The organism is Acinetobacter tandoii DSM 14970 = CIP 107469 (genome assembly GCF_000400735.1).
Lineage (GTDB): Bacteria > Pseudomonadota > Gammaproteobacteria > Pseudomonadales > Moraxellaceae > Acinetobacter > Acinetobacter tandoii.
The window spans coordinates 370,785-385,001 of sequence record NZ_KE007365.1 but is presented as its reverse complement, the minus strand read 5'-3'; the positions used below and the strand labels follow the sequence as shown (position 1 = coordinate 385,001).

Below are 14,217 nucleotides of genomic sequence, written 5' to 3'. Positions count from 1 at the left end.
TTAAAAATATGCCAGTACTCGCGTTCCTGACTCCATTTCATGTGAAAGACAAGGTGAAGCGTAGTTCAACGCCTAAGGTGTCTGAGAGCGATATTAAGAACATCCGTCAGCTTCACTCGTCGGGGCTGTCCTATCGTCAATTGGCGCACAAATACGACATATCCCATGAGATGTGCCGAAGAATCTGCAACAGGTATTGCTACAAGGAGGTGATTTGATGTCTCTACGTGGGAAACAGCAACGATTTGTTGAAGAGTATTTGAAGGATCGTAATGCCACTCAAGCGGCAATTCGTGCTGGATATTCAGCAAAGACTGCAAACGAGATTGGAGCACAGAACTTAGCAAAACTTAGTGTGAAGGAAGCGATTGCAAAGGGTGAGGCTGAACTTGCTGAACGCAACAAGATTACCCAAGACAAGGTTTTAAATCGTTTATGGGAAATGGCTACGGCTGATCCCAATGAGTTACAGCGTTTTGTGCGTGTGAATTGCCGTTATTGCTGGGGAGAAGATCATTATTACCAGTGGACCAATGGCGAGTACCACAATGCAATTTATCAAGCCAAAGCGCGACAACTGCCACCGCCTGATTGTGATGGTGGCTTTGGTTTTGACCGAACTAAAGAGCCAAACCCTAAATGCCCTGAATGCAGAGGACAAGGACACGGCTTCACCTATATCGAAGATACAACTCGCGTGAGTGATCAAGCAAAGCTCTTGTATGCAGGTGTCAAAGAGACGCAGCACGGCATTGAAATCAAATTTCATGACCAAGTAGCAGCTTTGATCAAAGCAGGTCAGCACATCGGCATGTTCAAGGATCAGTTAGTTCATAGCAACGATCCAGAAAATCCATTAACCGAAACCACATCCAACAGCAAAAAACTGGCTGCATTGGCAAAACTTAAAAAGGCGAAGGAGAAGAAAAATGCGTGAGCAATTTGAACAATCAATTATTAATTCTCCAAGTTATCAAAAGCTCATTTTTCAGCATGGAGAGCGACTTTTTATTTTTGAGGATGGTCAATACAAAATTGCTGCTGTGCAATTGGCTTGGGAGCTTTGTCAGGGTAACCCACATGGACACAACACTTCATGCACATACCAATTCGATCTTGCATTCCTTCACCTGAAAGATACACCTGAATTGCGTAAGTTGTACTGGTCTGCAATGGGTGCGATTCAATTTGATGACAAGGATCAGGTTGTTACTCCTGAACTAGTTGAATGCCCTGTGTGCAAAGAGGGTGAGCATGTCTAAAAACCCTGACGATGAAATCCTTTCCCTACTTGCCGACATGACCGAAAAGGAAATCGAGCAGTACTTGCTGTCACTGGATGAAGACGAGCACAGAGAAGTGCTCAAGCTGCTTGCCAATGCTCCAATTTGGTTTCCGCTTGAAGGCCCTCAAATGGCTGCGTATTTATCCACGGCTGATGTGATTGGCTACGGTGGTGCGGCTGGTGGCGGTAAAACGGATTTGCTTGCAGGGCTTGCACTGAATATCCATAAGCGTGTGCTGATTGTACGTCGTGAGAAAGCACAGACCGACGGTATTGTTCAGCGTATTGAAGAGATTGTCGGACATAAGAACGGATTCAACTCTCAAAAGTCTGCATGGCGTTTGGATAATGGCCGATTATTAGAGTTTGGTGGTCTGGACAACATCGGGGATGAAAAGCGTTGGCAAGGTCGTGCGCATGATCTCAAGGCACTGGATGAAGCCACAGAGATTCGTGAATCACAAGCACGCTTCATCATGGGGTGGAATCGTACCAGTGACCCAAGCATCAAGCCTAAATGCCTTCTGACCTTCAACCCACCAACAACAGCAGAGGGCCGTTGGGTATTGGATTATTTCGCGCCATGGTTGCAGAAAGGTTATCCAAATCCTGCACAACCTGGTGAGCTTCGTTATTTCGCAATGATCGGTGGTAAGGAACAGGAAGTTGAGCAACCAGAGCAGTTTGTTTTAGTTGATGGTGAACCTTGCTATGAGTTCGATCCAGAGCAATTCAAGCCTGAATTTATCATCAAGCCTAAATCTCGCACCTTCATCCCAGCGCGTGTCACTGACAACAAGTACTACATGGAAACAGGCTACATGAATACTTTGCAATCCTTGCCTGAACCTTTGAGGTCTCAAATGCTCTACGGTGATTTCGGTGCTGGTATTGAGGATGATCCATGGCAAATCATTCCGACAGCATGGGTAGAAGCTGCTCAGGCACGTTGGAAGCCATACGAAGAAATGCGTGTGTTGAATCGTGGTGTCTTTGAAATGGATTCATACGGCTTGGACGTTGCACGCGGTGGGCGTGATGAAACGATAGGTTATGCACGCTATCAACACTGGTATGCAGATGCAGATTTATTGGCTGGTGCAGATTCACTTGATGGTCCACGTGTGGCTTCGTTTGCCGTTGGTAATACCCGTGACCATGCGCCAATTCATATCGATGTGATTGGTGTTGGTGCAAGTCCTTATGACTTCCTCAATCAATCAGGCATTCATGTTGTACCAGTGGATGTACGCCAATCTGCTACATCCTTCGACCGTTCAGGGCAGTTGAGCTTCTTCAATCTACGATCACAGCTTTGGTGGCAGATGAGAGAGGCATTAGACCCTGCATACGGCAGCATTGTTGCACTTCCTGATGATCCTAAATTACTTGCCGACCTGACTGCACCACGTTGGTCATTGCAGGGCAAAAACATCAAGGCTGAATCACGTGAAGACATTGTGAAACGTATCGGGCGAAGTCCTGACCGTGGCTCTGCAATCATCATGGCGCAAATGGACACACCTAAGCGTCACATCATGCAGATGGTTCATGGATCAAGAGCACGTCGTGAATATGATCCGTATGAGTAGTGTCAACAGCAAAGAGGAAATCTATGAAGTGCCAATGTCAGAATGTGAAAACACAAATGAGGAGATATGACCATGTGTAGCAGCAATATTGGTGATTTATTAATTGGTGGTAATAGCGTTCTTGATGGAACTGCAAAACTATTTGGTATGGAGCCTAAGAAAGCACAGGTTGTGGCTCCACCTGCACAGCCAACCAAACAGGAAAGTAAAGCAGCAGATTCTTCAGCTGTAATTGATCGAGCACAGCAAGCACAAAATTCTATGTCTGGTGGCATCGCTAATACGCTTTATACCGACACAACAGGCGTAAATGATGAAGAACTACGTTTAGGCAAAAAAACTCTTTTAGGGCGCTAATATGAACGCAGATGCAATCAAGAAGCTTAAAAAGCGTTTCGATACAGTATGGCAAAACCGCGTCAATGATTATGACGATCATTGTGCTGAGATTGCATTGCATGTTTTACCTGTGGCGATTAAGTCAATTAAAAATCAGGAAAAGCATGATCGTTCAGCATGGCGCAAGATTGTAGATAACACGGGCAAGGATGCATTGAAGGTTCTTGCAGCAGGTATGTTATCTGGAACCATGTCACCAAGCCGACCTTGGTTTGTGATAGAAGCGTCTGATCCAATGTTGAAAAAAGACATTCAGGTCAAGCAGTGGTTGAAAGACTTGCAAGACGTTTGTTATGCAACATTTGCCAAAAGCAACGTGTATCGCACCATGCACAACAATTACCTGCAAGAAGGTGCTTTTGGTACATGTGCAGCATTGGCACCACGTTCACCAGATGCTGAGCTCATGGATATGATTCCTATGTCCTTTGGTGAATTTGCTATCACAGTGGATCAGTTTAACAAGCCTAACGGTGTCTATCGCAAGTTCAAACTAACCGTTGCCAATATTGTTAAACAATTTGGGATCGAGAATGTTTCAGATCAAATCAAATCAGCTTATGAGAATGACAACACTGAACAGGAATACACCATTCATCATGCGATTTATCCGCGAGAAGATGCGAAGGGTTATGGTGCTAAAAACATGCCTTTTGCTTCGGTTTATTTTGAAGAAAAAGAGCAAGAAAAATTATTGCGTGAAAGTGGCCTAGAAAGTTTTGAGGTCATTGTAGGTCGTTGGACAGTATCAAGCAGTGATGTTTATGGTGAATCACCTGCAAGCGATTGTTTAGGAGATTTACGCGCATTGCAGAAAGGACATCAACAAATTGCTAAGGGGGTGGATTATCAAGTTAGCCCACCAATGTTGATCCCGTCATACCTGAAAGGCCAAGAGAAAGAAACTCTGCCAAATGGTATTGCTTACTACAATCCAACTCCAACAAGCCAAGTCGCACAGGTTCAGCCTATGTTGAATGTGCAATTTGATTTAGGTGGTGTGAATACCATTGTCCTGCAAAACCAAGATCGTATTAATCGTGCAATGTACAAAGATTTGTTCTTGATGCTGGATCAATACGACAAGGGGCAAATGACTGCAACAGAAGTGTATGAGCGCAAATCTGAAAAGATGCTGATGCTTGGACCGGTAGTAGAACGTCAAATTGATGAACTATTACGACCACTGGTTGAAATTTGTGTAAGTCGAGTTTTAGAGACCACTCAGTTTTTACGTGATTCAGCACCACCACAAATCCAAGGTACAGACCTAAAAATTGACTTTGTGTCTATCTTGGCAATGGCGCAGCGTGCTACTGGTGCATCCAATCTTGAACGTATGCTGCAAATGATTTCTACCGTTGCACAAATCAATCCAGATGTATTGGATAAGTTTGATTCGGATAAGTATATCGACGAGTACGCAGACACTATTGGTGCATCTCCTACGATTTTCCGCAACCAAAAACAAATTGACCAACGTCGCGCTCAACGTGCGCAGCAACAGCAAATTGCACAACAACAAGCTTTGGCACAGGCACAAGCTGAAACTCAGCAAAAGCAAGCCAACACAATAAAAACAGTTGGTGAAACGGATGCAGAGGCATTAGGAAATCTTGCAATTGAAGGAGGCATTGTCTAATGAATCGTGATAACGCCAAAGAAATTAAGAACGAGCGCGAGAACGAGCTTAATGATCTGCGTTCAGTACTTGAGACGGATAGCGGAAAACGCTTCTTACAACGCTTAATTAATCGTGCAGCAATTTTTCAACCAACTTACGCCAGTGGAGCCAATCCTAGTGATTTCGCTTTTATGGAAGGCCGTCGAGAGATGGGGCTTTTCATCATTGGTGAAATCACCCAAGCAAATTCTGACGCATGGATTGCCATGCAAAGTGAACATTTCAAAAAACTTAATGCATTAAATGAGAAGGTGAGCCATGAGCGAAACAACCAACCAAACAACGACTGATACTTCGACCACAACAACAGCTTCTGCACCTGGTGAAACAACCACTCCAGCAACCACAACTGTAGAAACGCAGGCTACAACTACACCTGCTGTTGAAACTACAGCAACGACAACAACTGAGCAGCAACAGCAACAAACATTGTTAGGTCAAGATCAACCAGCCGAACAGCCTATCGTTTATGCAGACTTCACTATGCCTGAAGGTTTTGAGCTGAATGGTGATGATTCAAAGGTTCTTCAGGAGCTTGGTCAACAGTTCAAAATGCCGCAAGAAGCTGTTCAAAAGCTTGTTGATTTAGGTGTTCAAATGCAACAGCGCCAAGTTCAAGAGCAGCAAAAAGCAATTGCATCTTGGGTGGATGCGGCTAAAGCAGATGCTGAATACGGTGGGGATAAATTAGAGGCTAACCTGTTGACAGCGCAACGTGCCTTCAGCTTACCCCGTGGCGACAAAATCTCTAAGATTCTATACATGAGTGGACTTGGTAATCACCCTGATGTAATTGGCTTTATGACTGAAGTAGGCAAACTGTTGCAACCAGACAGCATAACTACAGGTCAAGGATCAAATACAACAACGCCAAGTCTTGGACAACTTTGGTATGGCGATAAATAACTAACAGAGGGCTTAATATGTCTGTAATCGCACAATTACAACCAACCTTGATGGATCTAGCTGCACGTTACGGACAAACGCCCGAAAGTGCGGTTATTGAAATCTTAAGCGCAAGCAATGAGATGCTTGACGATATGGTATGGATTGAAGCAAACGATGGCACAGGACACAAGACAACTATTCGCACAGGCTTACCTAAGGGTGCTTGGCGTTTATTGAACTACGGTGTCCCTGCTGAGAAAGCAGCAACTGCTGCAATTCGTGACACTTGTGGTCTTTTAGAAACTTACTCTGAAGTTGATAAGAAACTTTATGAGATGGAAGCTAATCCACAGGAGTGGCGTGCAAGTGAAGATGCAGCATTTGTTGAAGGTATGGGTCAAACCATGGGTGAAACATTACTCTATGGTAACTCGCGTGATACACCTGCGGCTTTCACTGGTTTTTCCCCTCGTTTTAATGACATTGCACAAACCAACCCTGCAAATAAACGCAACATTTTAGATGCTGGTGGTACTGGTAATAACAACACTTCAATTTGGTTTGTGGTTTGGCACAAAGATACCGTTCACGGTATTTACCCACGTGGCACCAAAGCAGGTTTGCAAATCCGTAACTTAGGTGAAGCAACCAAAGAAGAATCAGGTGGATTAATGCATCAGGTACTTCGTACTCACTTTGAATGGAATGCTGGCGTAACTGTTCGTGACTGGCGTGCGATTGTTCGTATTGCCAATATCGACGTTACAGCATTGACCAAAGATGCAAGCGCAGGTGCTGATCTATTCGACTTACTCGCACAAGCTGCTGAGTTATTGCCACGTAAAACTTCTGGTCGTGTTGCGATCTATGCAAACCGTACCATTTCTTCATTCTTACGTCGCCAAAGTGTTAAAGGTGCGAATGTACGCATTACCACTGATGAACAGGGTGGTCGCACAGTGACTAAATTTGACGGCATTCCGATTCGTCGTGTTGATGTGTTGCTAAACACTGAATCTCGTGTGTTTTAAGGAGCTGCTATGTTTATCGATAAATTATTAGTGATGTCGCTTGATCAGGCTATTACAGCCACAGCGGTATCAACAGATACGCTAGATTTGCAGAAAGCTTCATTTAGCGTGAACCGCCTTCCAGTGTTGGTGCGAGGTAAAAACCTTTCACCAACTACGGCAACCATCACTGTGCAGCTTCAACAGTCCAATGACAATAGCACTTGGGAAACAGTTGAAACTTCGCGTGCTTACACTGGTGCAGAGCTTATTGCTGGCACAGTGGCAGAAGTTATGCTTCCAGTTAAAACGAAACGCTATGTGCGTTTGAACTATGTTGTGGCGAGTGGTCCATTCACAGCAGGCACCGTGTTTGCTCACATTTCTGACCATCGTGATGTGAATGCTGCTTACCCAGTTTATGCGGGGGCTTAATAAATGACTCAGAAGGAAGTACGTGCGAATCAAAAGGGTTTTTATAAAGACCGATTGATCCAAGAAAATGAAGTGTTTTTGGTGCCTAAGGGTGAAACTGCGCTTTGGTTTGATGATGTTGCTGTAGCTCCTGTTGATACTTCAACCCCAACTGGTGGCACACAAGGTTCAGGTGATTCTGATCCAGATGATAAACCGCCAGTTTATTCACGCATGAATAAGGCAGAACTTACTTTAGAAGCTGCTAAGGCTGGTATTGAGCTAACTGGTAATGAAACCAATGCTCAAATCGTCGAGCTTTTGACTGCTAAAAATTCACAAAAATAAGCCAATCAAAGCCCGTATCAGTACGGGCTTTTCACTAATTGAATATGAATAAAGGTATTGGGAAATGAGTAAAAAATTAATCGAATTATCAATGGTGGCTTTCATTGGTACCAAATCAGTATTAGCAACACCAATGACACGCGGTGAGTATTGCGACTATCGTGGTTGGAAAATTCCAGATGATGAAGATCCAAACGAACCAGTTTACTTGGTTGAATATACGGATGGCGGAAAAGCTAATGATGAACGACATAATGGTTATATAACAATGTCGCCAAAAGAGGTGTTTGATAACGCCTATCGACCTAATGGCAGCCTGAATTTTGGTGATGCTATTCGAGCTTTAAAGGAAGGTAAGAAAGTGGCTCGTAGCGGCTGGAATGGCAAAGGTATGTGGTTAATTCTTACACATGGGCGAGTTGTTGAGAATTTAGAACCTAACAGCTTCTATGAAAAATGTGGATTTGAAGCACCTGTAACTATTTGCAGTCATATTGATATGAAGGCTGCTGATGGATCAATGGTTGTTGGATGGCTGGCAAGTCAAACAGATATGCTAGCTGATGATTGGGCTATCGTTGAGTAAACCCTTATGAGATCAATTGTTGATCTTTGCAACCTAGCCCTGTCGCATCTTGCACAGGGCTATGTTGTTAATGATCTTAATGAAAGAACACCGCATGCAAATTTGTGTAATACCTATTACCCGGTTTGCAGGCAGGAATTATTAGATGATCCGCACCAATGGACTTTTGCCGTTGGGCGTATGGCGTTGAACGTTGATGCTGGTTATACCGCACAAACTGCATATGTTCTGCCAAGTGACATGATTCGACCATTCCAACTTGAATCAGGCTCACGCTTTTACATTGAAGGTGATCATCTCTTTACGGATGACACGGCACCAGTGCTGCGTTATGTACGTGATGTGAAAGATTTAGCAGTATTGCCAATGAAGTTCAAATTGGCTTTGTCTTATTTACTTGCTGCAAGGATTGCAGGCCCATTGACGCAAAATGAGCAAAAGCAAATGTCGATGATGCAGTTATATCAATTAGCTCATGGTGAAGCTGTTACGAACGACCTACAACAACACCGGATTGAAAACCGTCCTGATTTTACAGGCTCAATGATTGAGGCAAGATAAATGCAATTTTCATTTAATGGCGGTATTGTTTCCCCTGAGATGTTTGGACGTTTTGATCAAGCTAAATATCAAACAGGGGTAGCCAAGTGTAAAAATTTCTATGTTGAACTATATGGTGGGCTGACTTATCGCGCAGGCTTCCGTTATGTTCATCACTATGATTATTCACTTGGTACCATGCGTTTAATTCCATTCGTATTCAGTGAAGAACAAGCTGTTGTGCTGGTGATCCGCGAAGGTATGGTGAACTTCTTTGCTGAAGGTGGAATGCTGTTAAATGATCTTGGCACGCCATTAGAAATTGTATTGCCATATGCTGCTGAACACTTAATGCAGCTTCGCTATGCGCAATCAGCGGATGTGATTACGATCACGCACCCTAATTATCCACCACGAAAAATCATTCGTCGTGGAGCAACCAACTGGACAACAGAGCTTGTGACTGTCGGGTATGGGCTTGATGCACCGTTAAATGCAGCAGCTACAGCTCATATTGAAGACAAATATGCCACAGGTGGGGCACAACATGATGCATTTGTTGAGCGTGAATATATTTATCAAGTTACAGCAGTGAATGAGGAAAATGAATCTGCTGCATCTACGCGCACAGCAGTGGTGCTGAATGATTTAACTTTATCTGGAAACTACAACACAATCACATGGGATGCGGTAACTGGTGCAACGCGCTATAACGTATTTAAACTACGTTCAGGCCTTGCAAGCTATATTGGTGAAACAACAGAATTAAGTTTTACTGATGACTATATTGAAACTAATGGGGCGCTCACACCACCATTAATTCGAGACCCATTCGAGTATTATCCAACAGCAGTTGCATACCATGGCCAACGCAAAGTCTATGGCGGTGGTTTTCAATCTCCACAATGGCTGCGCATGTCGCGTACTGCAACAGATGATAATTTTGGCTATCACATTCCACTACAGGATACAGATTCAATTCAAATCCGTTTTGCAGCTCGAGACGGCAATGGGGTAAAGCACCTGGTACCAATCAGCGATTTAATGATTCTTACCAGTGGTGCAGTCTGGAAGTTATCTGCTGATGGTGCTGTTACAGCATCAAGTGTTAGCGTAAACCCTCAATCTTATGTCGGTGCAAATGATGTAACGCCTGTTCAGATTGGTGGTGCTGCTGTCTTTTCATCGGATCAGACAGGCCATGTCCATGAAATCTCAATTTCACAAGGCTATAACGCAAATTATCAAGTGATGGATTTATCAATCATGTGTCCTCACTTATTTGATGGTTATAAGATTGTTGACTGTGCTTTAGTGCGCAATCCATTAAGTATGGTTTTCTTTGTTCGTGATGATGGCAAATTGCTTTCGCTTACTTATGAACCACAGCAACAAGTATGGGCTTGGGCTGAACATGAGACGCAAGGCAAGTTCTTATCGGTGGCGGCTATTCCCGAAGCTGATCAGACGGTGCTGTATGCGCTTGTTGAACGTAATGGTTTTCGTATGATTGAGCGACTTTTACTTAGACAACCATTAGAGCTTAATGATCATTGTTTGCTTGATAGCTCATATCAATATACTGGTCTGGAAGTTGATACTCTAACAGGCCTTGATTGGTTGGAAGGTCAAACTGTCTCTGTATTTGCTGATGGTGGTGATAAACCTGACGTAGTTGTTACAGGTGGTGAAATCAAGCTTAGCCGTAAGTTCACAAATGTATGGATTGGTTTAAATTATGAAGGGGAAGTTGGGTCTTTACCTTTGTATGCGCAATATGCAAATCCAGTAAAACCTAAAATAGCCTCACAAGTTTATCTTCGTGTACTTGGCACACAGAATATTTCTGTAGGTGTGAATCAGGACACACCAACACCTATGCCTATCACCGAACATAAACCACGTAGCCTTGAGCGTTATGGACAACCATTAAGTCTTATATCAGGCATTGTTCAAATCCCTGTTGCCAGTCCTTACAGTCGTGATCTACAAATTACTGTAAAACATGATAAACCTTTACCAATGAAACTTTTGGCGATGGAGGTCGAGTTCAAATGACACGCACAAATATTGAAATTCGCAAACCAACTGAACGTGATATGCGTATGCTTGTTGCAAATTTACGTCCAGCCGATCAAGAAGAGTTAAAAGCTTATTTTAGTGATGATTTTGATTTTATTGTGAAAACCAGTGTGAAGTATTCGCGTGATGCTTGGTCAGTCATCGTGAATGGTAAGTTACTTTTCATCTGTGGCGTTGGTCGTACCAGTTTACTTGGTGATGTCGGTTGCCCTTGGCTTTTAGGAACTACGCATATTTCGCAATTTCCAAAAGAGTTCTATAAGCAATCTTTGCAAATCGTTAATGAAATACGTCAAAACTATAAGTTATTGATAAATCATGTTTATACTAAAAATACTGTTGCCATTCGCTATCTAAAACGAATGGGTTTTGAGCTTAAAGATCCTGTACCACATGGGGCAAATGGTGAGTTATTTCATCCATTTGGTATGGTGACACCATGATGGGCGGTGGTGGAGGTGGTGGTGGCATGGGCGGTGGTAACCTCTATGCGGCAATTGCACAAGCTGCTGTTAAGGGGGCAACAACTTATTTAAAGCTTAAAGCCCAAAAACAAGCACTTGAACAGCAAGCGAAAATGGCACAAGCCAATGCGACCCTTGCTGATCAGCAAGCACGTGGTGCAATTGAATCAGGTCGGAATGGCGTTGAGGATTACCAAAGAAATATTGGTGCCTTCAAATCAAGCCAGATTAATGCTATGGCTGAAAATGGCTTGGATGTTACTCAAGGTTCAGCCATCGATATTTTGGCAAGCACAGACATGATGGCCCAAAGTGATCTAGAGAACATGAAATATAACGCTGCTATGAAGTCGTGGGGATTCCGTGTTGAGGAAACCAACTTCATCAACCAGCGAAATTCACTCACAGCACAAGCCAAATCTGTTCGTCCGCGCTTAAATGCTGAGCTTGCGGCTATGGATCAATTCGGCTCATCTTTGATGGGTGGCGGTGGAGGCAGTCCAATGCAGGGTGGTGAGTCTTTAACTGGCGGCAATGTTTCATCTGTGGGTATGAATGATTCAAATGGCTATAAAACTTGGTCAGGTGCTGAGGGGTATCAAAGTACATCAACACCTTCATGGCAGAACTATAACTGGAACTGGATGTCGTAAATATGCGTGTACCTCAATTCAACCAACAAGTCGGACAAGATCAAGCGCCAAACGTTCGTGTGCAAGGTGGATTATCACCAGGTGAAGCTGTTGGTATGGTTGGAAGCCAAATTGACGGAATTGCTAATTTGGTGAGTACTGGTGCGAGTATTTATCAGAAACAGCAGGATGAAGCTGACCGTGTTCGTGTAATGGATGCGCAAAACCAGTTAGCAGAATTAAAGCTACGTCTGCAAAACGATGGTAATGATGGATATATCAATAAAAAGGGCGTTGATGTAGTTAGTTTTGATTCAGGTGATGGGGAAGGTTTTGTTGATTACTATCAACGTTCTTATATGGATGGTGTTGGGGAGATTTCCAGTAATTTAAGTAACAATCGCCAACGTAATATGTTTAATCAAATTGCATCAGAAGATCAGTTGCGTTTTAAAGGTATGTTGCAAAGCTATTTTGTACGTGAAAACGATGTATATCAGCAAAGTGTTTATTCAGCTTCAGCTAAACGTTTTGTGATGAATATTAATGAAAACCCTGCAAATTTTGTAATCATTGATGATAATCGTGAGAATTTAAAAGTAGCTATCGCAAAGTCAGCACAGTTGCAAGGGAAGTCTGCACTTGAGGCAGAAAATTCTTATTTAGATATTATTTCTCAAACGCATGTGGCAAACATCAATGCATTTATTGAGAGCAATGATCTGCGTGGCGCTGTTCAATATCGTCAAAAATATAGTGACGAAATTTCGCTAAATGATTCATTTAAATCAAATAGGCTGATTCATCAAAAATTAGAGGATCAGCAAGTTGAAGCTCTGGTTGATAGTGCTTCAGAAGGTGTTGAATATGGCAGCAACTATGCGCTTAACATACCGCCACAAGCCACACATCAAGCTGTGAGTGAATTGAAAAGCCTAACACCTGAGCAGATGAAGAACATCAAATACAATGATCAGCGTTTGGATATCTACACAATACATGCCGCAAAAGAAAAGGGCATGGAGTGGGCGGCTCCTTTGCTTTTGGGTATTCGCTTAAGTGGTGAGAAGTCGCACAACAACCAAGTCAGCCCTAAGGGTGCTCAATCAATTATGCAGTTTATGCCTGCGACTTGGGGTGATTTCAACAAAGGTGGCAAGCGCGACATTAATAATCCAATGGATACGATTGATGCTTCGTTAGAGTTTGTGGATTGGGTAAGTAAAAAATATAAAACCAAAGATCCAATGGTTATTGCTGCTTACTACAACGGTGGCGGTAAAGCCGCTGAAGCAGTTTTGAAGGGCAAGCAGCCGCCTGCATCTGAAACACAGAATTACTTACAACGGGTTGATAAGTGGTTGACTGAGGATTTTGGCAAGTATGCGGATGAACCTACAAAGTCACGTCAGCAGGCTTATGAGGCTATTTGGGGTAGTGATGCATCATCAGAAGTAAAGACCAAAGCACAGACTCGACTGAATCAGAAGTTTGCTGCAATGGATAAGATTAAAAGTGATCAACAAGATCAGGTCTATAACGATCTTTATAAGGGTATTAGTACTGGTGAATTTACTTATGAGCAAATTCCTGTAAATGCTTTTGATGTATTAAAGCCAAATCAAATTGCCAGTTTAAAAGCAATTAGTAAGGCAACTTTTGAGAAGAACATTAAGACTGATCCAGTTGTATTTTCAATGATTGCTCTCAACAAGGAAGAATTATTCAAAGGTAAACCACAATCAGTGTTGCACCAGTACGCAGATAAGCTTTCACCTGCTGACTATAAAGAAGCTACCAAGATGTATATTGATGTGAATAAACTGGATAAGTCTAAGGAACCTAAAGAGAAAGTTTTCCTTGTGAATGATTCCACTGTTGCTGCTGCTATCAAACCTTACTTGAATACAATTGGCATCACTGATACCAAAAATAAGGACCAGCTACTGCACTACAATGCAGTGAAATCAGATTTAATGCAGACCTTACGTGAAGCAGAAGCAAAGAATGGTGGTTATTTATCATGGCCTCAAATTGACCGCCTTGTTCTTAAAAACCTAAATACAAATGTAAAAATCACAACTACTGGCTTCTTTGGTGGAAGTGAAATTGAACTCAACCGAATGTATTCGCAGGTTAAGAAAAAAGCGGACATTACACCTAAGATGTTGGCTAAGATATCCGACACATTTAAAAAGCAGGGTCGCAATCCAGACAAGGTTACAGATTCTGAGTATTTAAATGCTTATTATTCCTTGATGCGACGTGGGTTCTAACCTGTCAACAGCAAACA

At 42.8% G+C, this 14,217-nt stretch carries 17 protein-coding genes; all 17 read left to right on the top strand.

Annotated features, from left to right (window positions below; all coding sequences use genetic code 11):
* Positions 1–8 precede the first annotated feature (8 nt).
* The 17 genes from I593_RS21035 (at position 9) to I593_RS05600 (ending at position 14,200) form a co-directional block, all read left to right on the top strand.
* Positions 9–218, top strand: a complete 210-nt coding sequence (locus I593_RS21035; RefSeq protein ID WP_081401222.1) for a hypothetical protein — start codon at positions 9–11, stop codon at positions 216–218.
* Positions 218–937 (top strand): terminase small subunit, encoded by a 720-nt coding sequence (locus tag I593_RS05675; protein ID WP_016166612.1) that lies wholly within the window; start codon positions 218–220, stop codon positions 935–937. Before I593_RS21035 ends, I593_RS05675 begins: the two co-directional genes overlap by 1 nt.
* A complete protein-coding gene (locus I593_RS05670) occupies positions 930–1,262 on the top strand; it encodes a hypothetical protein (protein ID WP_016166611.1) in 333 nt (110 codons plus the stop codon). Before I593_RS05675 ends, I593_RS05670 begins: the two co-directional genes overlap by 8 nt.
* Positions 1,255–2,877: a hypothetical protein gene (locus I593_RS05665; protein ID WP_016166610.1), complete on the top strand. Its 1,623-nt coding sequence runs from the start codon at positions 1,255–1,257 to the stop codon at positions 2,875–2,877. Before I593_RS05670 ends, I593_RS05665 begins: the two co-directional genes overlap by 8 nt.
* Positions 2,878–2,949: 72 nt before the next feature.
* A complete protein-coding gene (locus tag I593_RS05660; RefSeq protein ID WP_016166609.1) occupies positions 2,950–3,234 on the top strand; it encodes a hypothetical protein in 285 nt (94 codons plus the stop codon).
* Between the two features lies 1 nt (position 3,235).
* Positions 3,236–4,918: a portal protein gene (locus tag I593_RS05655; protein ID WP_016166608.1), complete on the top strand. Its 1,683-nt coding sequence runs from the start codon at positions 3,236–3,238 to the stop codon at positions 4,916–4,918.
* Positions 4,918–5,250: a Bbp19 family protein gene (locus tag I593_RS05650; RefSeq protein ID WP_016166607.1), complete on the top strand. Its 333-nt coding sequence runs from the start codon at positions 4,918–4,920 to the stop codon at positions 5,248–5,250. Before I593_RS05655 ends, I593_RS05650 begins: the two co-directional genes overlap by 1 nt.
* Positions 5,219–5,866, top strand: coding sequence for a hypothetical protein (locus I593_RS05645; protein WP_016166606.1), 648 nt, complete (start codon positions 5,219–5,221; stop codon positions 5,864–5,866). The genes I593_RS05650 and I593_RS05645 overlap by 32 nt, the downstream gene beginning before the upstream one ends.
* A 17-nt stretch (positions 5,867–5,883) precedes the next feature.
* Positions 5,884–6,879 carry a major capsid protein gene (locus I593_RS05640; RefSeq protein WP_016166605.1) on the top strand — a complete coding sequence of 332 codons (996 nt, stop codon included), beginning with the start codon at positions 5,884–5,886 and terminating at the stop codon, positions 6,877–6,879.
* 9 nt (positions 6,880–6,888) lie between these two features.
* Positions 6,889–7,293: a Bbp16 family capsid cement protein gene (locus tag I593_RS05635; RefSeq protein ID WP_016166604.1), complete on the top strand. Its 405-nt coding sequence runs from the start codon at positions 6,889–6,891 to the stop codon at positions 7,291–7,293.
* 3 nt (positions 7,294–7,296) lie between these two features.
* Entirely contained in the window at positions 7,297–7,620 is a 324-nt protein-coding gene (locus tag I593_RS05630) for a hypothetical protein (RefSeq protein ID WP_016166603.1), read from the top strand.
* Between the two features lie 64 nt (positions 7,621–7,684).
* On the top strand, positions 7,685–8,206 hold the full coding sequence (locus tag I593_RS05625) for a DUF2829 domain-containing protein (protein ID WP_016166602.1): 522 nt from the start codon (positions 7,685–7,687) through the stop codon (positions 8,204–8,206).
* Between the two features lie 6 nt (positions 8,207–8,212).
* Complete coding sequence (locus I593_RS05620) at positions 8,213–8,767, top strand: phage connector family protein (RefSeq protein WP_016166601.1); 555 nt, start codon at positions 8,213–8,215, stop codon at positions 8,765–8,767.
* On the top strand, positions 8,768–10,804 hold the full coding sequence (locus tag I593_RS05615) for a phage tail protein (protein WP_016166600.1): 2,037 nt from the start codon (positions 8,768–8,770) through the stop codon (positions 10,802–10,804).
* Entirely contained in the window at positions 10,801–11,271 is a 471-nt protein-coding gene (locus tag I593_RS05610; protein WP_016166599.1) for a hypothetical protein, read from the top strand. Before I593_RS05615 ends, I593_RS05610 begins: the two co-directional genes overlap by 4 nt.
* A complete protein-coding gene (locus I593_RS05605) occupies positions 11,268–11,945 on the top strand; it encodes a hypothetical protein (RefSeq protein WP_016166598.1) in 678 nt (225 codons plus the stop codon). Before I593_RS05610 ends, I593_RS05605 begins: the two co-directional genes overlap by 4 nt.
* Positions 11,946–11,947: 2 nt before the next feature.
* Entirely contained in the window at positions 11,948–14,200 is a 2,253-nt protein-coding gene (locus I593_RS05600; protein ID WP_016166597.1) for a transglycosylase SLT domain-containing protein, read from the top strand.
* The last annotated feature ends 17 nt before the right edge of the window (positions 14,201–14,217 follow it).